Genomic DNA, 23,402 nt, shown 5'->3' on the forward strand with positions numbered 1-23,402 from the left:
CGCTGATCACGCGCAGTCACACCAAGGGGGATGCACCATCTGTTGCGGTTTACTCGCCCTGTGAACACTATCGCTATGCCCTGACCCGGGTGTGGGACCCGGCGGGCAGTCGGGTGAATTTCCTGATGCTAAACCCCTCGACCGCGACCGAGGTGCAGAACGATCCCACCGTGGAACGCTGCGAACGTCGGGCGCGGGCCTTGGGGCATGGGGCGTTTCGGGTCACCAACATCTTTGCATATCGCGCCACGGATCCGCGCGACATGCGTGCGCAAGACGATCCCACCGGCCCCGACAATGACGCCGCCATCCTCGAGGCCGCAACATGGGCCGGCCACGTGATCTGCGCCTGGGGCACCCACGGCGCGCACCGAAATCGCGGTCCCGAGGTGGAAAACCTGCTACGCGCCACGGGCCTGCCCCTGTATCACTTGGGCCTGTCCAAGGCGGGCCATCCCAAGCACCCCCTCTATATCAGTTACGCCAAGCAGCCGGAACCGTGGGGGACGTGTGAACGGCCCCAAAACGAGGTGAGACCATGAGCGAGCTTCCCGGACTGACCCGAACAGACGTTATAGTGGATGGGGTACGTTTGGCCGTGCGGCACGGCGGAAAAGGTCCAACGCTGGTCCTTTTGCACGGTTTTCCGCAGAACCACCGATGCTGGGCGAAGGTCCTGCCCGATCTGTTTCAGCATTTTACCTGTGTTCTGCCAGACTTACGCGGTTACGGGGACAGCGCCGCACCTGCCAACGATGCGCAGCACAGGACCTATTCCAAACGGCGCATGGCCTTGGATGTCGTTGGCATCATGGATGCATTCGATATCCCTAAGGCGCGGATACTAGGTCACGACCGCGGGGCACGGGTGGCCTATCGGATGGCACTGGACCACCCGGACCGTGTGATGCGTCTTGGCATTATTGAAGTGGTCCCAACTGGCGACTTTTGGGCACACTGGTCAGCAGAACTCGCGATGAAGGCCTATCATTGGACCTTTCTTGCGCAGCCTGCCCCCTTACCAGAGCGTATGATCAATTCTGATCCGACGGCCTATATCGAATGGACTTTGCGCAGTTGGGTTTTGGGGGCAGACATGGGCGTGTTCCCAACCGCCAGTTTGGACAGCTATCTTGCGCAAGCCAAAGACCCCGCGCGGATTGCGGCAATGTGTGCCGACTATCGCGCCGGTGCAACATTTGATCGGGAACTGGACGACGCGGATCGCGCGAATGGGCGCACGATTGATATCCCCACATTGTTCATTTGGGCCCAGGCCGGGTTTCCGGCGCAAACGGGGGACGCGCCGGGCTGTTGGCGGGCGTGGGCGCCGTACTTGACAGATCACTCCATCACGTGCGGGCACTTTGCGATGGAAGAGAACCCGGGGGCCGTTGTCGATGTGGCCCTTCCGTTTTTCAAGGCGACGTAGAAAAGGCCCGCGCATCGGATGCGCAGGCCTTCGTAGTAGAAAGACAGAATGTGCTAGCTGGCGGCAGGTAATACGGGAACCAGCGTTACATCTGCAGCGCTGATCGTTCCGGTTCCGCGTACAATGGCCACGGCTTGGCCGTCCGCGATCACGATCGTGCCTGTACCGCCATCCGCTTCGGGTGCGAAAGTGATGACCGGGACGGCTGCGTCGCTGGCGTAAGTGACCTGCAAGGTCTCTGTCCCGGCGACAAAATCCGTCAAAACCGGCGCGTTCGCTGCCGTCACGTAGGTCCCTGTGCTGAAGGTGTCCGTACCTTCGCCCCCGGTGGCCTGATCCCCGTCACCGATCACGATGCTGTCGTCACCAGCGCCGCCATCAATTGTGTCGGCTTCGGTTTCCAGCACCTCTAGATCGAACGCGCCGTTGATCGTGTCATTGCCTGCACCGCCTTCCAGCACATCAATGCCGGAGCCGCCCAGCACGAGGTCATCGCCATCGTTGCCCGTGACCAGGTCGTTGCCCGCATCCCCCGACACGACATCGTCAGCCGCGCCACCTTGGATGGTATCATCGCCCTCCCCACCATTGACGAGGTCGTTGCCGAAGCGCCCGAATAGAACGTCATCTCCGTCCCCGCCGATCACGGTATCGCTGCCGGAACCGCCGTCGATTACGTCATCTCCAACGCCACCATCTGCGATATCGTCTTGGTTGCCGCCCGACAGCGTGTCATTGCCAACGCCACCAAGCAGGCTGTCCGAACCACCCTGACCAACAAGGGAGTCATTGCCCGCGCCGCCTTCGATGGTGTCATTGCCCACCTCACCACGCAGAACATCAGCGCCTTCCGCGCCAAAGATCAGGTCAGCACCGTTGTTGCCATCAATCGTGTCGTTTCCGCTGTCGCCGGAGAGGGTGTCTTCGCCATCGCCCCCGGCAAGTTTGTCATTGCCGAAACCGCCGGACAGCGCATCATCACCAGCCCCACCGTTAAGGGAGTCAAAGCCGGTACGCCCAAACAGAAAATCGTCATCATCGCCGCCGAACAGCGTATCGCCGTCGCCGCCACCATCTAGCGTATCTGCGCCCGCGTTTCCGCTGATCAGGTCAGCACCGGCGCGACCCAAAAGCCGGTCGTCGCCCGCATCTCCACCGATGGTATCGTTGCCGGAAAGTCCATCAAAGAGATCCCCTTCAGGCGTACCGGCGAAAAAGTCATCGCCATTGGTTGCAGGGTTCTCGGATTCAGCTGGAAGCGTCACACCGCCGGAATCATTGTCATCCCCTCCGAGGCCATCAACGAGCAACGACAAGGCAAGTACGGCACCAAGACCAATAAGCAAAAACATTTACGACTCCATCAGCGGGGGTTCAATTCTTGACGTCTAGGGTGCACATTCGCGGTCGGTTTGTCCATGAATTTCAAGATATCCGCCGTATTGTCAGGTACTTGGCAGACTGGTTGTTTCCAAAAGCAATCCAATGCGCGCCTAGCCACCTGACAGTTTCAACAACCACCATCACAGATCCAGTGGAACGAACCGAACGGCTGTGAGTGGCAGTTCTACAAGGCCTGATAGATGGGCAACCTCGAATCCATCAAGCAAGACGGAAATGCCACCATCAGCGTCGATGGTCGTGATGTCGGGCAGCGCTGCGCCGGCGGGAATAGCGAGCAGAAGTTCGTCCTGAAATGGGTCAAAGTCCGTGATCGTTGGGGCGTCATCATCCACGTAAAGTCCGGTGACAAATTCATCCGATCCTGCGCCGCCCGTAGCAATATCTGCCGCACCAAGGACCAGCACGTCGTCACCGATCCCACCGATCAAAAGATCGGCATCATCGCTTTCATCCCACGCCGACCCGCTGTTGGCCGCAAATGTACCGTCGAGCAAGTCATTGCCAGCACCACCCATAAGGGTGTCATTGCCCATTTGACCGAACATCCGATCATCGCCCTCATCGCCCAGAACAAGGTCGTCGCCAACGCCGCCCACGACAAGATCATCCCCTGCCCCGCCAGCCACGGTGTCATCACCATCACCACCGTCCACGACATCGCTGGCATAACCACCGCCAAGGCTGTCGTCGCCAGCATCCCCTGTGATCAGATCCCTGCCCATGCCACCGGACAGCGTGTCGTCGTCGCCGTTACCAACCAGCCAATCACCGGCGTCTGTACCCGCAATATCGTCCGGCTGTTCGGTGCCCAAAAAGGCTGGCTCGTTCATCAAAAGGCGCTGGAACAGATTACCTCCGGCCCCGTCAGAGATGTTCTTTCCATAGACCTGATCAACCGCCTCCGGCTGGCCGGGCAGGTCGGGTACAAAGCTGTCGGCGCTGAAAAACGGCACCATCATGGGCTGGGTTTGCGGCGGTGCGAGGTCATCCCCGGAATCGCCGGGAATTGGCTGTGGGCTAGGCGCGGGAAGATCGTCGGGTTCCTGCACCAACTCCGGCGCGGACCAGAAGGTATCAACCGGCACAACCTCCGGCTCTGGCGCGTCCTGCAGATCTTCGACGTCGGGGGCCTCTGCCGTATCTTCGTTGCCCGAATCCGATGGGGTCAGCGCCACGGCACCTGCCAACAAAAGACTGATCAGCCCAGCAAACATGAACATTTCAACACCTCGACCTACGCAGCCCACCATGGGTCTTTTACAATGCGTGGCGTCATTGTGATACAAACCAACGTTTAATTGGTTAACGCGCACTTTGGTCTTTTCAAATGAAGGGGGTGGGGCTATACGCGCCCATCTCTCGGCCCTGCTGGACGACATCCCGGCCTGCGCCTTCACCCTTAGACAAGGAGACCCCGATGTCGATCACTGCTGAAGAAAAAGCCCGCTTGATGAAAGAATTCGCAACGAAGGAAGGCGACACAGGTTCGCCCGAAGTTCAGGTTGCAATCTTGACCAGCCGCATCGCGACGCTGACCGAGCACTTCAAAAGCCATAAGAAAGACAACCACTCCCGCCGTGGTCTGTTGAAGATGGTGGCCCTGCGCCGGAAACTTTTGGACTACACCAAGTCCAAGGACGAGGCACGTTATCAAGACCTGATCAAACGTCTGGGCATCCGTCGCTAATCGACACTGCCTTTTAGGAAATGCAAACGCCCGCCGGTCCCCGCGCGGGCGTTTTTCTTTGCTTCCCAAACCGCTTAAACCCCTCTATACGCGCGCTATCTGAGACGTGACGCACTAACCCCGGCGCATGGTTATGATCAGGGGTGCGGTGGCAATGGGGCCGCCGATATACACGGAGGACCGGGCAGGGGCCCGGAGCGCCTCCACACAGGAAACTATGATGTTCAAAGTTGTGAAAAAAGAAATGGAGTGGGGTCACGACACCCTCACTCTGGAAACAGGTAAAATTGCGCGCCAGGCAGATGGTTGCGTGATCGCAACCTATGGCGAGACGTCCGTGATGGCCGCCGTCACCTTTGCAAAGGCGCAAAAGCCGGGCCAGGATTTCTTCCCCCTGACCGTGCACTACAATGAAAAATACTACGCCGCGGGCAAAGTCCCCGGTGGTTTCTTCAAGCGTGAGGCCCGCCCCACCGAGAAAGAAACGCTGACATCCCGTCTGATTGACCGGCCCTTGCGCCCTCTGTTCGTCGATGGTTTCAAGAACGAAGTTTTGGTGATCTGTACCGTTCTGTCCCACGATCTGGAAAACGACCCTGATGTTGTGGCCATGATCGCAGCCTCTGCCGCGCTGACCATTTCCGGCGCGCCGTTCATGGGCCCGATTGCCGGTGCTCGCGTTGGTTTCGTCGATGGCGAATACGTGTTGAACCCCGCCGTGGACGACATGCACGACCTGCGCAACAACCCAGAACAACGCCTCGATCTGGTTGTCGCCGGCACCAAAGACGCCGTGATGATGGTCGAATCCGAAGCCTATGAGCTGTCGGAAGCCGAGATGCTGGGTGCAGTGAAATTTGGTCACGACCAGATGCAGCCCGTTCTGGACCTGATCATTGATCTGGCCGAAGACGCCGCGAAAGAGCCGTTTGACTTCCAAGCGCCGGACTACAGCGACCTGTTCGCTGCCGTAAAGGCTGCCGGTGAAGAGCAGATGCGTGCCGCTTATGCGATCACCGACAAGCAAGAGCGCACCGCCGCCGTTGCCGCCGCCAAGGAGGCCGTGAAGGCCGCCCTGACCGAAGAGCAACTGGCCGACGAGAATCTGGGCACCGCCCTGAAAAAGCTGGAATCGGCTGTTCTGCGTGGCGACGTGGTGAAATCCAAGCGCCGCATCGACGGGCGTGCCTTGGACGAGGTGCGTGACATCGTATCCGAAACGGGCCTTCTGCCCCGGACCCACGGTTCCGCCCTGTTCACCCGTGGCGAGACCCAAGGTCTGGTCGTGACCACGCTGGGCACCGGCGATGATGAACAGTTCATCGACGCCCTGCACGGCAACTTCAAATCCAACTTCCTGCTGCACTACAACTTCCCTCCCTACTCGGTGGGTGAGGTTGGTCGCTTCGGCCCTCCCGGTCGTCGTGAAATCGGTCACGGGAAACTGGCGTGGCGTGCCTTGCAAGCGGTTCTGCCCGCGGCAACAGACTTCCCCTACACCGTGCGTGTGGTGTCGGAGATCACGGAATCCAACGGCTCTTCCTCTATGGCGTCTGTCTGTGGCGGTTCCCTGTCCATGATGGACGCAGGCGTTCCGTTGAAAGCACCGGTTGCCGGTGTGGCCATGGGTCTGGTGATGGAAGACGACGGTGACTTCGCCGTGTTGACCGACATTCTGGGTGACGAAGATCACCTTGGCGACATGGACTTCAAAGTGGCCGGGACCGAAGCGGGGATCACCTCCCTGCAGATGGACATCAAGATCGCAGGCATCACGCCCGCCATCATGGAACAGGCGCTGGAGCAGGCCAAAGCAGGCCGTATCCACATCCTGAACGAGATGTCCAAAGCCATCACCGGCGCGCAGGAATTCTCTGTCCATGCCCCGCGCATCGAGACGATGCAGGTACCCACCGACAAGATCCGTGAAGTCATCGGGTCCGGCGGTAAGGTCATCCGCGAGATCGTGGAAGTGTCTGGTGCCAAGGTCGACATCAACGACGACGGCATCATCAAGATCGCCTCGCCGAATGGTGAAGCCATCCAAAAGGCCTATGACATGATCCACTCGATCGTGGCAGAGCCTGAGGAAGGCAAGATCTACAAAGGCAAGGTCGTGAAGATCGTCGATTTCGGCGCCTTCGTGAACTTCTTTGGCAAGCGCGACGGTCTGGTCCACGTCTCCCAGATCGAAAACCGCCGTCTGTCCCACCCCTCGGACGTCCTCAAAGAGGGGCAAGAGGTGCAGGTAAAACTGCTGGGCTTCGACGATCGCGGCAAAGTCCGGTTGGCCATGAAAATGGTGAACCAGGAAACCGGCGAAGAGCTGACCAAAGAAGAGATGGATGCCGCCAAGGAAGGCTAAGCGCCCTTCTGTAGGGTGGGACTTGTCCCACCGCACGTCTCACGAAAACCCCGGTGGAAACACCGGGGTTTTTTGTTTCTGCGCCCAAAAATTGCCAAGCTTTTGGGGCATTACGTATCGCAAATGAGACGTGTGCAATGCTCTTAATGGACGAATCCGGAGCTGTAGCCGTGGATTGGGTCGTACTGACGGCTGGTCTCGTGGGTCTTGGACTTGCAACAATGGGCGTGGTCGGAAGTGGTGTTGAAGACGCCAGCGGTGACGTGGGCCAACAGTTGTACCGCGGGATCGTATCGCCTTACTTTCCTGGCTCTCTTGAACACTTCCAAGACGTCACGCCTGTCACCGGATGTGGGATTGGCGGTGATGATCCGTTTGTTGAATACGGACAAAAATGGGCTGATGCTGGATCAACGCTCGGTAGGGTTGGCAACGAAAATGGCTTCAACGCTGGGACATTGGAATTCTGGAACGACACCTATGGCGCGATGACACCACAAGAGCGGGCAGCGGAGTTGGCCACGCTAAACACCGCGGCTGCGGATCATTTTGACCCAGCCCTTGGTCTCGATGTGAATGGGCTGGTTAATGACAGCAGCGACGGTGTTAAAAACCCGTTCCGCCATGTTGTCCAAACGCTGATCTTGGAATGCTGGGACAGCTAGGAGCGCTGTCTGCACCACACCGTCCAGACGCCAATCACCAAGGCTCCGATCCCCGCGAGATAGGCAACCGGTCCCGTACCGTCATTTTGGATGACAATCGCAACGAGTGCCCAGACCAGTACGCCACCGTAGGCCCAACTTGGCCGGAGGCGCAAAACAACCATCCCAACCGTCAACGCAATCAAAAGCGCGACGATGGCCCAGCCGATTTGGCCAAAGGGTGGTAATCCAAACCCTGCCGTGACCAATCCGATAGACACCGACGAGGCCGCCGTCAGCCACCCGGCGTAAAGGCCAATCGCTCCGCCGATGGCCCATTCCTGTCCCCGTGGGGACACCAGCAGCGCCCAAAGGGCACCGGCCAACATCACCCAGATCATCACCGTTGCCGCCAAGGTCGACACCATCGCCACCGGCAACCAGAACACACCAACCGCCAGCGACAGGATCAACCCGAGGCGCGGCGCGTCCCACGCTGGGTCTTGGCGGTGCCGCCAGACACCCAGACCGGCCATAATGATCAGCCACAGATAGATCGGCCCCCACACGCTGAAGGCATAGCCCTCTGGCTGGATCGGCGGATCGATCTGCGGCACGGGATACAGGCTGGGATCAAACCCGTCGAAGGGCACGAAAAACGGCACCCCTGCAAAACACAGGGCAAGGATCAAGACGAGATAGGCGCGCAGGGACATGAAGGCTCCGGGGTCAGGTTTCCCATGACATAGACCCTTGCCGCGCCATCCGCACCCCGGCGTTACAAAAGTTTAATGCAACCGTCAAAAATCCATAACATGCGCGCCACACTCTTTGCGCGAGTCCACTGCTCGGACTTTCCAACACATGAGGATCAGCCATGTCTCGCGAAGAGATCATTCAATCTGATGAATACGGAAACAAGGCCGAAGCCTTCGAGGCCTTCGACGACATTCCAACCAATCCCAACCTACAGGGCACCATTGGCGAAGTGATCGCCAATCGCTATGGCCGCCGTGATTTTCTGCGCGGGGCTTTGGGTGTCACCGCCACCGCCACGTTGTTCGGCACCTCGGCCCTGATCGCGCCCGGTACGGCCCGCGCCGAGGCCAACAGCCGCTATGCCTTTGACGAACTGGCTTGGGGCAACGACGAGACGCACCATATCGCGGACGGCTACAACGCCGACATCCTGCTGCGTTGGGGCGATCCCATCACAGCCGACGCGCCCGACTTCGATCCCATGAACCAAAGCGCAGAGGCCCAGCTGAAACAGTTTGGCTACAACAACGACTACGTCGGGTTCTGGCCCCTGAATGCGGACCAAACTCGCGGCGTGTTGTGCGTGAACCACGAATACACCAACGAAGAGGTCATGTTCCCCGGCCTTGGCCGCCAGGACCGCGCAGACTTCACCGGCATGACCAAGGAACTGGTGGATATCGAAATGGCCGCCCACGGCGGCACCGTGGTCGAAATCGAGCAGGTCGGCGGCAAGTGGACCCTTGTGCGGGACAGCAACCTGAACCGCCGCATCACGCCGTTGAACACAGAGATGACCTTCTCTGGCCCTGCCGCAGGGCATGACCGTATGAAAACCATGGACGACGCCGAAGGTATGCGCGTGATCGGCACGATCAACAATTGCGCGGGTGGCATGACGCCTTGGGGCACATACCTGATGGCCGAGGAAAACTTCCACGGCTACTTCTGGTCCGACAAGCTGGACGCCGAAGGCAAGGTGGATATCTCCGAACAGGTCGAGGCCAAGTCGATGCTGCGCTACGGCGTGCCCGGACGTTGGTATGCCTGGGGCAAGTACTATGACCGGTTCAACATCGACAAGGACCCCAATCAGGTGAACAAGTTCGGTTGGATCGTCGAGGTGGACCCGATGGACCCCACCGCCACGCCGGTCAAACACACCGCCCTTGGCCGCTTCCGCCACGAAGGGGCCGAGACGACCGTGTCTACGGACGGCCATCTGGTGATCTATTCCGGCGACGACAACCGGTTTGACTACCAATACAAATATGTCTCCAAGGGTGTTGTGACGGGCAACAAGCAAGAGGATCGCAAATTGCTGTCCGATGGCACGCTTTACGTTGCGCGGTTCAACGAGGACGGTGTGATCGACTGGCTGCCGCTGGTCCACGGCACTGGGCCGCTGACCGCCGAGAATGGGTTCAACGATCAGGGCGATGTCATGATCGACACGCGTCTGGCCGCTGACCTGTTGGGGGCAACGCCGATGGACCGCCCCGAGGATGCCCAACCCCGCGGGGACGGCACCGCGGTGATCATGCTGACCAACAATTCGCGCCGCAAGGCCGATCAAGTCAATGCCGCCAACCCCCGCCCCGAGAGCAATTTTGGCCACATCATCGAAATCAAGGAAGACGGAGGTGACCACGCGGCCACGCGCGGCACTTGGGACATCCTTGTGAAATGCGGCGACCCGACGCTGGCCGAGGTGGGCGCCGAATGGCACCCGGAAACCTCGGAAAACGGGTGGTTCGGGTCCCCTGACAACTGCGCCTATGACAACGATGGGCGTCTGTGGATCTCGACGGATCAGGGGTCAAACTGGGGCCGCACCGGCAAATCCGATGGCCTGTATGCGCTGGAAACCGAAGGGGAGATGCGCGGCCATTCCAAGCTGTTCTTCCGCTGCCCCGTGGGCGGGGAGCTTTGCGGTCCCTACTTTGCCCAAGACAGCCAAACCCTGTTCCTTGCTGTGCAGCACCCGGGCACCGATGGCACCAAGGACTTCAAAGGGTTCGAGCGGGACAGCACCTTCGAAGATCCCGCCACACGCTGGCCGGACTTTGCGCCCAATATGCCGCCGCGCCCCTCGGTCGTGGTGGTCACAAAACAAGGTGGCGGCGTGATCGCTGTCTAAGTCATTTCGATGACGTGTTGGGCCCCGGGGGAAACCCCGGGGTCTTTTTCTACAGCAAGGGCTGAACCCAGCCGATCACAACGCTCACGGTAACAATGCTGATCGCGGTCGAGACAAGAATGGCTGCCGAGACCCGGGTGGGGGCCACGCCGTAGTGTTGGGCCAACATGAACACATTGCCCGCCACCGGCAGGGCCGAGGCGCTGATGACAACGGCCGCGTAGAAGGGGTCCACCGGGAACAAAACCAACACCGCCAGGGCCACCGCCGCCGGATGCAGCACCAATTTGCAAAACGTCAGCCAGCCCGCGACTTGCATCTTTTCGGCGGATTTGGAGGCGAGAGAGGCCCCGATTGCAAACAGAGCCCCCGGTGTCGCCGCCGCCCCTAGGATCGCCACGAAGTCGCGAACCGGTACGGGCAAATCCCATCCCGTGGACGACCAGATCAGCCCCGCTGTGATGGATACGATCATCGGGTTCTTGACGAGACCAACGCTGACCGTGCGCAAGATGGACCACCTTATCCGTCCCTCGCGGGATCCGACGATCAAGATCACAATCAGGGATGAAAAGACGATCAGATCCGCCGCTAGGATCAGCAACATGGGCCCGGCTGCGGCCTCGCCCAACAGCAGTACCAACATGGGGATACCGAGGAACCCAACGTTTCCGATCACCGCCACCTGTGCCTCGACCGCCGCCTCGGCCACTGACAGGCCTCGGTGAAACGCCACGGCGGTAGCGATCAGGTAGACAACACCGCAGGCCCATAGATAGGCCCCCACGAACTTCAGGTCGAACACATCCCCCAGGGACAGGTTTGCCGAAAAGCTGAACAGCATGGCAGACAGGGCAAAGTAGAAGACGAACTTGGTCAGGTAGGCCGTCGCCTCGTCCGTAAAGAACTTCGTCCGTCCAGCGAGATAGCCCACGCCGATCAAGGCAAAAAACGGCAGTGTCTTTAAAAAAATGGCCAGCATTGCACAGACTTACCGGGCCGTGAGACGCAAAGTCCAGCGTCCATGCCTCTTCGGGTCAAAAATACCCTCGGGGAGGTCCGGAGGGGTTGGCCCCTCCGGCGGGTTGCAACAGGCGGGCCCTAGCCCTGCCCGATCAAGACACCAGCCGCAAGCACCAACGCTCCGCCCACAACCACTTGCAACGTCGCGCGCCAGAATGGCGTCTGCATGTACCGGTTCTGGATCCATGCGATCGCCCAGAGCTCTACGAACACAACGGCAATCGCAATCACAGTCGCGGTCCAGAATTCGGTGATCAGATAGGGTAAAGCATGCCCCATCCCGCCCACTGTGGTCATGATGCCAGATGCAAATCCACGCTTGACCGGGCTGCCGCGTCCGGACAATTCACCATCGTCCGAGGCGGCCTCGGTAAAGCCCATGGAAATCCCCGCCCCCACAGATGCGGCAAGCCCGACAAGAAACGTGGTCCATGTATCTTGCGTCGCAAACGCCACTGCAAAGATCGGCGCAAGGGTCGAGACAGAGCCGTCCATAAGCCCAGCCAACCCCGGCTGAACCCAAGTCAAGACGAACTGGCGGTGGGACTTCTCAGCCTCTTCATCGCGCACGGTGTCGGTCAGGGCGCCGGTCAATGTGTTGGCCTTGGCTTCGTGCCCGGCCTCGGCGGCGGCCAGATCACCCAACAGTTTCCGCGTGCCTGCGTCTTGGGTGCGCGCTGCGGCCATCGTGTAGAACCGCTCGGCATCATGCTCCATCTGCTCTGCTTGGGCGCGGATGGTCTCAATGCCCAAATCCTCGATCAGCCAAACGGGCTTGCGGTTGTATAAGCCCGCCACGTGTTCGCGCCGCAACAAGGGGATGACATCCCCGAAACGCGATGTATGCAGGTCGATCAAGCGACGGCGATGACTATCTTCTTCGCTCGCCATGGCATCAAAGATCTTTGCACTGTCTGGGTATTCGGTGCGCAAGCGATCAGCATAGGTGCGGTAGATCCGGGCGTCATCTTCCTCAGAAGAAATGGCAAGCGCGAGGATTTCCTGTTCGGACAAATCCGAGAACCGGCGGCGGTACAATCGACCAAAAATCATCTTAAGCCCCACTTATTAGAACGATTCTAAAGTAGTCTTTTGGTACCTTGGCTTCAAGGCCAGCTTCTTGCCGAAACTGAACCATTCGGTTTATATGGTGGGGTAGCCTCGTTGGAGACCGTTGCATGAACATGGAGAACGCCATCAAACAGGGCCGTAAGTTCGACCAAGTTGTCGATGGCGCCGCCGTTGTGTTCATGCGCGAAGGGTTCGAAGGGGCCAGTGTCGATATGATCGCGCGCGAGGCTGGCGTGTCAAAGGCCACGCTTTACAGCTATTTCGCGGACAAAAAGCTATTGTTTGTCGAAGTCGCCCGCCGTGAAATTGCCCGGCAAGCCGAACTGACACTGGACCTGAACGACATCAACGCGCCCCCGCATGTGGTCCTGACCCGGGTCGGGCTGGCCTTCACCCGATTGATCCTGTCCCCCTTTGGGATGAGCGTCATGCGGGTTGTGATCGCAGAGGCGGAGCGTTTCCCAGTTGTCGGTCAAAGCTTTTACGACAACGGACCCAAAATGATGGAAGCCCGCATGGTCACCTATTTCGAAGTGGCCGAGAAGCGGGGCGAGTTGGCGATTGAGGACAAGGCGTTCGCAGCGCACCAATTCATCGAGCTATGCAAGGCCGGATGCCACGTGCGCTGCCTGACCGGGGTTGAAACCGTGCCCGGGCCAGACAAAATCACATATGTCGTAGACGAAGCCGTGAAGATGTTCATGGCACGCTACCGGGCCTAGGGCACCGTAGGGCGGGACTTGTCCCGCCCCACCACTAGTAGACGACGACGGAACGGATACTTTCGCCCGCGTGCATCAAATCGAACCCCTTGTTGATGTCATCCAGCCCCATGGTGTGGGTGATCATCGGGTCAATCTCGATCTTGCCGTCCATGTACCAATCGACAATCTGGGGGACATCTGTCCGCCCGCGCGCCCCGCCAAAGGCGGTCCCACGCCAGACGCGGCCCGTCACCAACTGGAACGGTCGCGTGCTGATTTCCGCACCCGCAGGGGCCACGCCGATGATGACGCTTTCGCCCCAGCCCTTGTGCGCAGATTCCAACGCCTGACGCATCACAGTCGTGTTGCCCGTGGCGTCAAACGTGTAGTCCGCGCCGCCTTTGGTCAGGTCCACGAGGTAGGGCACCAGATCGCCCTCGACCTCCTTGGGGTTCACAAAATCGGTCATACCAAAACGGGTCGCCATCTCGACCTTGCTGGGATTGATATCCACGCCAACGATCTGGTCCGCACCCGCAAGCCGCAGCCCTTGGATGACGTTCAGGCCAATGCCGCCCAAGCCGAAGACAATCGCGCGGCTGCCGATTTCGACCTTGGCGGTATTGATCACCGCACCGATCCCCGTCGTCACGCCGCACCCAATGTAGCAAATCTTATCGAAGGGCGCATCGGGGCGCACCTTGGCCAGCGCGATCTCGGGCAGAACCGTGTGGTTGGCGAAGGTCGAGCAGCCCATGTAGTGCAAGATCGGGTCGCCATCGAGGGTGGAGAACCGCGAGGTGCCATCGGGCATCAGGCCTTGGCCTTGGGTGCTGCGGATGGATTGGCAGAGGTTGGTTTTCGGGTTCAGGCAGTATTCGCACTCGCGGCACTCGGGGGTGTAGAGAGGGATGACGTGATCGCCCTTTTTCAGGCTGGTCACACCGGGGCCCACGTCCACGACCACACCCGCACCCTCGTGCCCAAGGATCGCGGGGAATAGCCCCTCTGGATCCGCACCCGACAGTGTGAACTCGTCCGTATGACAGATGCCAGTGGCCTTGATCTCCACCAAAACCTCGCCCGCCTTCGGGCCTTCGAGGTTTACATCCATGATTTCCAGCGGCTTGCCCGGGGCAACCGCAACAGCGGCACGTGTGCGCATAATGTCTCTCCCTTACTTGCGTTGACCGTGATGCAAAGGCACAATGGTGGCAAGATGTTACGTTTAATTCCCTTTATGGTCCTTGCGGCCTGCGTGCCAGCAGATGCTCAGAAAAGCCCCCGTTCCACGGGTCCTGATACCTGCAGCGTTTCCTCATTCGCGCACCTCGTGGGGGCGCCGCGCAGTGCGCTTGACGGGTTGGACCTGCCTGACCGCACCCGGATCATCACTCCGTTCCAGCCCATCACGATGGATCACCTGCCGGAACGTCTGAACATCGAACTCGACGATGCGGGCACCATTGTCCGGCTGCGCTGCGGCTAGGCATTTCAGACAGGGCTTGCTTACCCGCGCGACTCCGCCTATGTAGCGACCAACATCGGAGTGCTGCTCGCACCCACTGGAAATCAAGGCGGGCCGCACGGTCCGCTTTTTTGTTTCTAGGAGACGCCTTTGGCCGACATGATCGCCAAAACCGCCATCGACCAACGCTTGGCCCAGATTGTCACCCCCGTTATCGAGGATATGGGGTTTGAACTGGTGCGCCTGCGTCTGATGGGCGGCAAGACCGCGACGCTGCAAGTGATGGCCGAAAAACCCGAAGGCGGTATCGAAGTTGATGATTGCGCCACGATTTCCACTGCGCTAGGCGCGATCCTCGACGTCGAAGATCCCATCGTGGATGAATACAACCTCGAGGTCTCCAGCCCCGGGATCGACCGGCCCCTGACACGCCTCAAAGATTTCGACATGTGGGACGGCTATGTCGTCAAGATCGAGACCGAGAATACCATCGACGGCCAGCGCCGGTTCAAGGGGATCATCCGTGGGACCGAAGGCGACGAAGTCTTGATCGAGATTGAACAGGGTGGCGAGGACGTCACCATTGGCCTGAAATTCGACTGGCTGGCAGACGCCAAGCTGGTCCTGACCGACGAGTTGATCCGCGACGTCCTGCGGGCCCGCAAGAACGCCGGTGAAATTGACGAAACACAATTCGACGAAGTCGAAACCGTCTTGGATGACGAGGAGAACACATAGATGTCCATCACTTCCGCCAACCAGCTGGAACTGCTGCAAACCGCCGAGGCTGTGGCCCGCGAAAAGATGATCGACCCCGCGCTGGTCATTGAGGCGATGGAAGAATCGCTGGCCCGTGCCGCGAAGTCTCGTTACGGCGCCGACCTCGACATCCGCGTGTCCATCGACCGCAAGACTGGGCGAGCGACGTTCACCCGCGTGCGCACTGTGGTCGAAGATGATCTTGTCGAAAACGACAAGGCAGAACTGACGGTCGAGCAGGCCAAGCAGTACAAGGCCGACCCCGCCGTGGGCGACGAGTTGATCGACGAAGTGCCCCCCGTTGAAATGGGCCGCATCGCCGCGCAATCAGCCAAACAGGTGATCTTGCAAAAGGTCCGCGAGGCGGAGCGTGACCGCCAGTACGAAGAATTCAAGGACCGCGCCGGGACGATTATCAACGGCCTGGTCAAGCGCGAGGAATACGGCAACGTCATCGTCGATATCGGCGCGGGCGAGGCTGTGCTGCGCCGTAATGATAAGATCGGCCGCGAGACCTATCGCCCCAACGACCGTATCCGCGTCTACATCAAGGACGTGCGCCGCGAACCCCGGGGCCCACAAATCTTCCTGTCCCGCACGGCGCCCGAATTCATGGCCGAGCTGTTCAAGATGGAAGTGCCCGAGATTTATGATGGCATCATCGAAATCAAGGCCGTCGCCCGCGACCCCGGGTCCCGCGCCAAGATCGCCGTCATCAGCTATGACAACGCGATTGATCCTGTTGGGGCTTGTGTCGGTATGCGCGGCAGCCGTGTGCAGGCCGTTGTGAACGAATTGCAGGGCGAAAAGATCGATATCATCCCTTGGAACGAAGACGCCGCGACTTTCCTTGTGAACGCGCTGCAACCTGCCGAAGTGTCCAAGGTTGTGATCGACGAAGAGGCGGAGCGGATCGAGGTTGTCGTCCCTGACGAACAACTGTCCCTGGCCATCGGTCGCCGTGGTCAAAACGTGCGGCTGGCCTCGCAGCTGACCGCGCTTGATATCGACATCCTGACAGAGGCCGAGGAATCGGAACGTCGTCAGGCCGAGTTTGCCGAGCGTACCAAGCTGTTCCAAGACACGCTGGATCTGGACGAATTCTTTGCACAGCTGTTGGTCGCCGAAGGCTTTACCTCGCTTGAAGAGGTGGCCTACGTCGAGGTGGACGAACTGCTGGTCATCGACGGCGTGGACGAAGGCACCGCTGGCGAGTTGCAGGCGCGCGCCCGCGACTACCTTGAGGCGCTGAATGCCAAGGCCATGGAACGTGCGCAAGAATTGGGGATCGAGGACAGCCTTGTGAACTTCGAAGGTCTGACGCCGCAAATGCTAGCCGCTTTGGCCGAGGACGGTGTCAAGAACATCGAGGAATTCGCAACCTGCGCGGACTGGGAACTGGCCGGTGGCTGGACCAACGTGGATGGCAAGCGCGTCAAGGACGATGGCTTGCTGGAAGAATTCGGCGTGACGCTTGAGGAAGCGCGCGACATGATCATGACCGCCCGCGTGATGCTGGGCTGGGTGGATCCCGAAGAGTTGGCCGCCGAACAAGCTGCCGAGGCCGAAGCGGCCGCAGCCGAGGAGGCCGAGGTCTAATGGCCTCGGATCGCACCCTTGACGCGCGGCGGCAGAGACAAACATCGCAGTGACCCGGAACGGCGCTGCATCGCTACCGGAGAGGTCCATCCCAAGGCTGGCCTGATCCGGTTCGTTGTAGGACCCGAGGACACTGTCTATCCCGATCTGGCGGAAAAACTGCCCGGCCGCGGGATATGGGTGGCCGCAGATCGCGACGCCCTTGAACTCGCAATCGCGAAACGCATGTTTTCGCGCGGCGCTAAGAAGCAGGTACAAGTGCCCGAAGGTCTGCTAGACCTTGTGGAAGACGGACTGCTGAAACGTCTACAGAATACCATTGCACTGGCGCGCAAGTCGGGTCGTGCGGTCTGTGGGTACGAAAAAGTGCGGGGCTTCCTATATAGTGAACGCACCGCTGCTCTCATTCAGGCCTCTGATGGGTCCGAACGGGGGAAAACGAAACTCAGCACACCAGAGGGTGCGCGGTTCATTGGGCACCTTGGGTCTCACGAACTGGGCTTGGCCTTCGGGCGCGACCGCGTGATCCATGCCGCGGTCAGCACTGGTGAATTGGGCAAACGTGTTGTAGAGGAAGCCGCAAGGCTTCAAGGCATACGAAAAGTAAACGGCGGGAATGGGTCTGCCGAGAAGGATACGACGAACGCATGAGCGATAATGACGGCAAAAAACCCCTCGGTCTATCCGGGGGACCACGCAACGGTCAGGTAAAGCAAAGCTTTAGCCGCGGCCGCACCAAAAGCGTTGTGGTGGAAACCAAGCGCAAGCGCGTGGTTGTGCCCAAACCGGGCGCAGCTGGCCCAACCACACACAACGCCGCGCGCGCCAATGCCGAAGGATCCAAATCCCCGGCAGGTGCAACCAATGCGGAAATGGAACGTCGCCTGAAGGCGCTGCAAGCCGCCAAGGCCCGCGAGGCCGAAGAGGCGGAGCGCCGCAAGCGCGAGGAAGAAGAACGCGCCCTGGAGCGTCAGCGTCGTCGTGATGATGCGCAGGCCAAGGAGCGTGAAGAGAAAGAGCGCGAGGAGGCCCTGAAGGCCCGTGCCGAGGAAGAAGAGCGTCGCAAGGCAGAGGCAGAGGCCGCCAAGGCTGCAGCCGCTGCCCCCGTGCCGACCGCCAAACCAGAGGGTCGCCCTGCGCCCTCGGGCCCTCGGGTTGAAACGCCGCGCAAGCGTGAAGATGCGAATGCAGACAACAAACGTGGCCGTGGCCGCGGTGCTGATGATGCGCGCCGCTCCGGCAAGCTGACCCTGAACCAAGCGCTGTCCGGGGGCGAGGGCAACCGTCATCGTTCCATGGCCGCGATGAAGCGGAAACAGGAACGCCAGCGCCAAAAGGCCATGGGGAACGAGCAGCGCGAAAAGGTCGTCCGCGACGTCCAGCTGCCCGAGACCATCGTGGTGTCGGAACTGGCGAACCGTATGGCCGAACGGGTCGCAGCGGTTGTGAAAGCCCTGATGCAGAACGGCATCATGGCCACGCAGAACCAAGTGATCGACGCGGATACTGCCGAACTCATCATCGAAGAATTCGGCCATAAAGTGGTCCGCGTTTCCGATGCTGACGTCGAAGATGTGATCGACACGATTGATGACAAGGAAGAGGATCTGCAGGATCGTCCCCCCGTCATCACCATCATGGGCCACGTGGACCACGGCAAAACCTCGCTTCTGGATGCGATCCGGAATGCAAAGGTTGTGGCGGGCGAGGCTGGCGGGATCACGCAGCACATCGGCGCCTATCAGGTGAAAACCGACAGCGGCGCGGTGTTGTCCTTCCTCGACACCCCCGGCCACGCGGCGTTTACGTCGATGCGGGCCCGTGGTGCGCAGGTCACGGACATCGTGGTTCTGGTGGTGGCGGCCGACGACAGCGTCATGCCCCAGACAATCGAGGCTATCGCCCACTCCAAAGCGGCTGGCGTGCCTATGATCGTTGCGATCAACAAAATGGACCGTCCTGCCGCCGATGCGCAGCGCGTGCGCACCGAGTTGTTGCAGCACGAAGTCGTCGTCGAGGCTATGTCCGGTGACGTGCAGGACGTCGAAGTCTCTGCCCACACGGGCAAGGGGCTGGACGAATTGCTGGATGCGATTGCCCTACAGTCCGAGATCCTTGAACTGAAGGCCAACCCCGACCGCGCCGCCCAAGGTGCCGTGATCGAGGCACAGCTGGATATCGGTCGGGGCCCTGTGGCCACGGTGCTGGTGCAAAACGGGACCCTGCGTAAAGGCGATATATTTGTGGTGGGCGAGCAGTGGGGTAAAGTCCGCGCGCTGGTCGATGACAAAGGCAACCGTGTGGATGAGGCTGGCCCGTCGGTCCCCGTGGAGGTCCTTGGCCTCAACGGCACACCCGAGGCGGGCGACGTATTGAACGTCGTCGAAACCGAGGCGCAGGCCCGCGAGATCGCAGAATACCGCGAACAAGCAGCCAAGGACAAACGTGCAGCCGCCGGTGCTGCGACCACTCTGGATCAGTTGCTGGCCAAGGCCAAAGCGGACGAAGACGTGGCCGAACTGCCGATTGTGGTCAAAGCGGACGTTCAAGGCTCGACCGAAGCGATCGTGCAAACAATGCAGAAGATCGGTAACGACGAAGTTCGCGTGCGAGTGCTTCACTCGGGCGTGGGTGCCATCACCGAATCCGACATCACATTGGCAGAGGCGTCCGGCGCCCCTGTCATCGGCTTCAACGTGCGGGCCAACCCCCGCGCCCGTCAGGCCGCCAACCAAAAGGGCGTAGAGATCCGGTATTACTCGATCATCTACGACCTTGTGGATGACGTCAAAGCGGCCGCATCTGGTCTGCTGTCCGCAGAGGTGCGCGAGAACTTCATCGGTTACGCCGAGATCAAGGACACGTTCCGCGTCACTGGCGTGGGCAATGTGGCTGGGTGTCTGGTGACCGAGGGGGTCGCACGCCGTTCTGCTGGGGTGCGTCTGCTGCGCGACAACACCGTGATCCACGAAGGCACGCTGAAGACACTGAAACGCTTCAAGGACGAAGTGAAAGAAGTGCAATCGGGTCAGGAATGCGGCATGGCGTTTGAAAACTACGATGACATCCGCAAGGGCGACGTCATCGAGATCTTTGAACGGTCCGAAGTGGAGCGCACCCTGTCGTAAGGGGCGCCAAGCCTAACAAGAAGTAAAGGGCACCCTCGGGTGCCCTTTTCATTTTGGTCAAACCACTGCTGGCCGATTGCGCAAAACGATGCTTGCGTTCAATGCAGCCGCCACGCTTACCCAGACAACGTAAGGCGTGATCAACCAAAATGCGAATTGGTCCAACGCCCAAAGGCTGATCAAAAGTCCGACGACGGACAACCATAAAAACCCAATGATCACCAACCCTGCCCGTGGTCGCTGCAGGCCAAAGAAAACCGGGGTCCACAAAGTGTTCAGCGCGATCTGTAGCGCCCAAAATGCCATGGCATAGGCGGCTCCGTCCATCGGCGCGACACGGGCGCCCACATAGGCCAAAACCAGATACAGCACGGACCACGCAACAGGGAACATCCAGTCCTTGGGCGTCCACCACGGCTTATCCAATGCCCGATACCACGGGCCAGGCGGGAACATAGACCCGGTTGCGGCGGCTGCGCAGCATGCGCCAAAAAATATGATAAAAAGGGACCAATCCATTCACTACAGGTAGCCCGATTGGTCAGATGTCCAAAAGACCTCTGTCCTTCTTTTCCAATTGGGCGAAAACTTCGACCAATTGGTTGCCCCAAGTCGACGCGGATTGTCTGGTGGATGCGGCATCGACCAGAAAGGCCACCTCATCTAGGGGCCTTGCAAACAGGACGGGCGACTTCGGAAAAAGTGTCACCGCGCTGGCCTCGACCATGGATCGCGCGATCCAACGCAGCTTTTGCGCGCCTGTTGTGTAGGCGCGCTGGTTGATACTGTCGTAGCCTGCACGTTTGATCTCGCGCCCGATACCTTGATAGATGTGCCGCGCGGCAAAGATGCCGGGGCGCGCACCGGCAGGCAGGGATTTGATCCCAGCCTCGGATCGGATGTAAAGTCGCCGCGCCTCGTCCAGCAGACGGTGCACCATCTCGCGGACCTCCGGCGTGGCCTCTGGTGCGGCAAAGAAATCCTCAACGCTCATGCCCGCTTCGTCCAGCCAGTCCAGCGGCAGATAGATACGACGCGCGCGGGCATCCTCGCCCACATCGCGCGCGATGTTGGTCAGCTGCATGGCGACGCCCAGATCACAGGCGCGGGCCAAGGCATCCGCATCGCGCACGCGCATCAGCACGCACATCATGGCGCCTACTGCACTGGCCACACGAGCCGAATAGCCGCGCACGTCGGACAGGGTTTGATAGCGCCGTTCCATTCCGTCCCATGCAAGACCTTCCAAAAGGGCCTCTGGCAAAGCACGGGGCATGTCGAATTCTTCGATCATGGACGTAAAGGCACGGTCTGCTGGATCGTCAAAGGGCCGCCCCTCGTAGGCGCGCTCCAACCGGTCGCGCAGGCGTAGAACCGCCGGGGCCTTATCCTCCACCTCATCGACTGCGTCATCGGCCAACCGGCAGAACGCATAGAGCGCCAAGGCGGGGTCGCGCACGTTGGCCGGCAACAGCTTGGACGCCGCCCAGAACGATCGGGACCCGGTTCGGATCGCCTCGCGGCAGTGATCCAGATCGGCGGGGTTCATTCCGCAGCCTCGCGCACTTCGGCCCGGACGGGCACGGCATCGGGCACCAGTTTCGCCAGCACCTCCGCACTGCTGACCACGCCGGGCAGACCTGCACCGGGGTGCGTGCCTGCGCCCACAAGGTACAGGCCGGGCACTTCTTCAGAGACGTTATGGGGCCGGAACCATGCCGATTGCAGGATACGCGGCTCGATCGAGAACCCAGCCCCAAAGGGTGACAGATACCGATCCCGGAAATCGGGCGGCGTCAGCGTCATGGAGGCCGACAGGTGCTTCCATAGGCCGGGCATCATCTTTTCTTCGAGAACCGCCTGCACCTTTTTACGGTATTCCTCGGCCATAATCGTCCAGTCCACGGGGTTCTTGTGGTCAAGGTTCGGCACAGGGGACAGCGCATAGAAGGTGTCATCACCGTCAGGTGCCGCGCTCGGATCCGTGACTGTGGGGCGGTGGACATACAGGCTCATATCCTCGGCCAACTCGCCCTTGATAAAGATATCCTTCAACAGCCCTTCGTAGCGGGGGCCGGACAGAATGGTGTGGTGGCCCACGTCCTTCCACATGTCGCGGGTACCCTTGGTGCCGAAGTACCAAACGAACAAGCCCATGGACCACCGCCGGGATTTCACCTTACGGTTGGTCCAGCGTCTGCGTTTCACGTTCCGCAAAAGGCGAGTGTAGGTATGGCCCGCATCGGCGTTGGACACGACGATGTCGGCGGAAATTTCCGTGCCACCGGCGAGCTTTACCCCCGAAACCCGACCGTTGGAGGTCGTCACTTCGTCCACCTCCTCGCCCAAGATTACGCGGCCGCCTTGGTCCCGCACGACACCGGCCATCGATGTTGCCATCGCCTGCACGCCGCCCATGGCGTAGTGCACGCCAAACTCTTTCTCAAGGTGGCTGACAAGCGCGTACATGCTGGTCACATGCATGGGATCGCCGCCGATAAACAGCGGGTGAAACGACAGGGCCATGCGCAGCCGTTCATCCTTCACCCGGCGTTGTGCCAGTTTCAGGATGGATTGATCCGCGCGCAGCCATGCGAACTGGGGCAGGACTTTGATCGTTTCCCACGCCTCGTGCATCGGCTTGGCGACCATCCCTTCGAAACCGACGACATAGCGTTTCTCAGCGTCCTTCAGAAACTTGCGAAAGCCTACAACGTCGCTGGGGGACAGGCGGGCGACCTCGGCCTCCATGGCGGCGTCGCCTTTGCGGGCGGTGAATTTCTCGCCATCGGGGAACCAGATTTCGTAAAACGGATCCATGGCGCGCAGATCGACATCGGCGTGAAAGTCGCGCCCGCAATCGGCCCACAGCTGTTCGAACACTTGCGGACAGGTCACAATGGTTGGCCCAAGGTCGAACCGGTGGCCGTTGGAGGTGATCGAGGACCCGCGCCCGCCCACAAGGTCCAACCGATCAATAACCGTGACCCTGTACCCTTTGGCACCCAGCCGCATCCCCGCCGCCAATCCGCCCAACCCCGCACCGACAACGATGGCGTGGGGACGCCCGGGGGCACCAGGGTCGGCGATGAAAGAGGGGTCTTGGCGTGTCATGATAACGATACCCTAGGTCTGTCTAGTTAAGTTTACAAATAAACTGTCTAGCGATTCATGCAAGTGTCGGTTTCACTTCATATTTGACATGGGATGTGTCACACT

At 60.1% G+C, this 23,402-nt stretch carries 21 protein-coding genes; 12 read left to right on the top strand and 9 right to left on the bottom strand.

Going from position 1 to position 23,402, the window contains the following annotated elements; all coding sequences use genetic code 11:
* The first annotated feature begins 2 nt into the window (after positions 1 to 2).
* On the top strand, positions 3 to 542 hold the full coding sequence (locus tag ACZ1G0_RS00390; RefSeq protein WP_472737743.1) for a DUF1643 domain-containing protein: 540 nt from the start codon (positions 3 to 5) through the stop codon (positions 540 to 542).
* The gene (locus tag ACZ1G0_RS00395) at positions 539 to 1,432 is read left to right on the top strand and encodes an alpha/beta fold hydrolase (RefSeq protein WP_472735129.1); all 894 of its coding nucleotides are present in this window, start codon (positions 539 to 541) and stop codon (positions 1,430 to 1,432) included. Before ACZ1G0_RS00390 ends, ACZ1G0_RS00395 begins: the two co-directional genes overlap by 4 nt.
* Before the next feature lie 53 nt (positions 1,433 to 1,485).
* Here ACZ1G0_RS00395 and ACZ1G0_RS00400 read toward each other — a convergent pair whose 3' ends face one another.
* Both ACZ1G0_RS00400 and ACZ1G0_RS00405 read right to left on the bottom strand, forming a co-directional pair.
* A complete protein-coding gene (locus ACZ1G0_RS00400) occupies positions 1,486 to 2,784 on the bottom strand; it encodes a calcium-binding protein (RefSeq protein WP_472735130.1) in 1,299 nt (432 codons plus the stop codon).
* 171 nt (positions 2,785 to 2,955) lie between these two features.
* Positions 2,956 to 4,056: a calcium-binding protein gene (locus ACZ1G0_RS00405; RefSeq protein ID WP_472735131.1), complete on the bottom strand. Its 1,101-nt coding sequence runs from the start codon at positions 4,054 to 4,056 to the stop codon at positions 2,956 to 2,958.
* 197 nt (positions 4,057 to 4,253) lie between these two features.
* On the opposite strand from ACZ1G0_RS00405, the gene rpsO reads away from it, so the two are divergent.
* From rpsO to ACZ1G0_RS00420, 3 genes are all read left to right on the top strand, one after another.
* Positions 4,254 to 4,523, top strand: coding sequence for a 30S ribosomal protein S15 (gene rpsO / locus ACZ1G0_RS00410; RefSeq protein ID WP_472735132.1), 270 nt, complete (start codon positions 4,254 to 4,256; stop codon positions 4,521 to 4,523).
* Between the two features lie 220 nt (positions 4,524 to 4,743).
* Complete coding sequence (gene pnp / locus ACZ1G0_RS00415; RefSeq protein WP_472735133.1) at positions 4,744 to 6,888, top strand: polyribonucleotide nucleotidyltransferase; 2,145 nt, start codon at positions 4,744 to 4,746, stop codon at positions 6,886 to 6,888.
* A gap of 146 nt (positions 6,889 to 7,034) precedes the next feature.
* Positions 7,035 to 7,553, top strand: coding sequence for a Flp family type IVb pilin (locus tag ACZ1G0_RS00420; protein WP_472735134.1), 519 nt, complete (start codon positions 7,035 to 7,037; stop codon positions 7,551 to 7,553).
* On the opposite strand, the gene ACZ1G0_RS00425 is transcribed toward ACZ1G0_RS00420, so the two are convergent.
* Positions 7,550 to 8,248, bottom strand: a complete 699-nt coding sequence (locus tag ACZ1G0_RS00425; protein WP_472735135.1) for a hypothetical protein — start codon at positions 8,246 to 8,248, stop codon at positions 7,550 to 7,552. The two genes, ACZ1G0_RS00420 and ACZ1G0_RS00425, sit on opposite strands and share 4 nt — an antisense overlap.
* Positions 8,249 to 8,409: 161 nt before the next feature.
* Between ACZ1G0_RS00425 and ACZ1G0_RS00430 the strand changes: the two genes are divergently transcribed.
* Positions 8,410 to 10,431 (top strand): PhoX family protein, encoded by a 2,022-nt coding sequence (locus tag ACZ1G0_RS00430; RefSeq protein ID WP_472735136.1) that lies wholly within the window; start codon positions 8,410 to 8,412, stop codon positions 10,429 to 10,431.
* Between the two features lie 49 nt (positions 10,432 to 10,480).
* Here the strand turns inward: ACZ1G0_RS00430 and ACZ1G0_RS00435 are convergent, their stop codons facing one another.
* Together ACZ1G0_RS00435 and mbfA are read right to left on the bottom strand one after the other, a co-directional pair.
* Complete coding sequence (locus ACZ1G0_RS00435) at positions 10,481 to 11,413, bottom strand: AEC family transporter (protein ID WP_472735137.1); 933 nt, start codon at positions 11,411 to 11,413, stop codon at positions 10,481 to 10,483.
* 119 nt (positions 11,414 to 11,532) lie between these two features.
* Positions 11,533 to 12,507, bottom strand: coding sequence for an iron exporter MbfA (mbfA, locus tag ACZ1G0_RS00440; protein WP_472735138.1), 975 nt, complete (start codon positions 12,505 to 12,507; stop codon positions 11,533 to 11,535).
* A 125-nt stretch (positions 12,508 to 12,632) separates the two neighbouring features.
* On the opposite strand from mbfA, the gene ACZ1G0_RS00445 reads away from it, so the two are divergent.
* The gene (locus tag ACZ1G0_RS00445) at positions 12,633 to 13,247 is read left to right on the top strand and encodes a TetR/AcrR family transcriptional regulator (RefSeq protein WP_472735139.1); all 615 of its coding nucleotides are present in this window, start codon (positions 12,633 to 12,635) and stop codon (positions 13,245 to 13,247) included.
* Positions 13,248 to 13,281: 34 nt separating this feature from the next.
* Here ACZ1G0_RS00445 and ACZ1G0_RS00450 read toward each other — a convergent pair whose 3' ends face one another.
* Complete coding sequence (locus tag ACZ1G0_RS00450) at positions 13,282 to 14,394, bottom strand: S-(hydroxymethyl)glutathione dehydrogenase/class III alcohol dehydrogenase (RefSeq protein ID WP_472735140.1); 1,113 nt, start codon at positions 14,392 to 14,394, stop codon at positions 13,282 to 13,284.
* A gap of 75 nt (positions 14,395 to 14,469) precedes the next feature.
* Here ACZ1G0_RS00450 and ACZ1G0_RS00455 point away from each other — a divergent pair, with 75 nt between their 5' ends.
* From ACZ1G0_RS00455 to infB, 5 genes are all read left to right on the top strand, one after another.
* A complete protein-coding gene (locus tag ACZ1G0_RS00455) occupies positions 14,470 to 14,718 on the top strand; it encodes an I78 family peptidase inhibitor (RefSeq protein WP_472737744.1) in 249 nt (82 codons plus the stop codon).
* A gap of 129 nt (positions 14,719 to 14,847) precedes the next feature.
* A complete protein-coding gene (gene rimP / locus ACZ1G0_RS00460; protein ID WP_472735141.1) occupies positions 14,848 to 15,435 on the top strand; it encodes a ribosome maturation factor RimP in 588 nt (195 codons plus the stop codon).
* Positions 15,436 to 17,055, top strand: a complete 1,620-nt coding sequence (gene nusA, locus ACZ1G0_RS00465; protein WP_472735142.1) for a transcription termination factor NusA — start codon at positions 15,436 to 15,438, stop codon at positions 17,053 to 17,055.
* A gap of 18 nt (positions 17,056 to 17,073) precedes the next feature.
* Entirely contained in the window at positions 17,074 to 17,706 is a 633-nt protein-coding gene (locus ACZ1G0_RS00470) for an RNA-binding protein (protein ID WP_472735143.1), read from the top strand.
* Positions 17,703 to 20,183, top strand: a complete 2,481-nt coding sequence (infB, locus tag ACZ1G0_RS00475) for a translation initiation factor IF-2 (protein WP_472735144.1) — start codon at positions 17,703 to 17,705, stop codon at positions 20,181 to 20,183. The genes ACZ1G0_RS00470 and infB overlap by 4 nt, the downstream gene beginning before the upstream one ends.
* A gap of 57 nt (positions 20,184 to 20,240) precedes the next feature.
* On the opposite strand, the gene tspO is transcribed toward infB, so the two are convergent.
* From tspO to ACZ1G0_RS00490, 3 genes are read right to left on the bottom strand one after another with little or no spacing between them, the layout of a single operon-like run.
* Positions 20,241 to 20,702, bottom strand: a complete 462-nt coding sequence (tspO, locus tag ACZ1G0_RS00480) for a tryptophan-rich sensory protein TspO (protein WP_472735145.1) — start codon at positions 20,700 to 20,702, stop codon at positions 20,241 to 20,243.
* A 22-nt stretch (positions 20,703 to 20,724) separates the two neighbouring features.
* Positions 20,725 to 21,732, bottom strand: coding sequence for a 15-cis-phytoene synthase (gene crtB / locus ACZ1G0_RS00485; RefSeq protein ID WP_472735146.1), 1,008 nt, complete (start codon positions 21,730 to 21,732; stop codon positions 20,725 to 20,727).
* The gene (locus ACZ1G0_RS00490) at positions 21,729 to 23,297 is read right to left on the bottom strand and encodes a phytoene desaturase (protein ID WP_472735147.1); all 1,569 of its coding nucleotides are present in this window, start codon (positions 23,295 to 23,297) and stop codon (positions 21,729 to 21,731) included. The genes crtB and ACZ1G0_RS00490 overlap by 4 nt, the downstream gene beginning before the upstream one ends.
* Between the last annotated feature and the right edge of the window lie 105 nt (positions 23,298 to 23,402).

This window comes from Thalassobacter sp. HA4-2 (assembly GCF_055693705.1).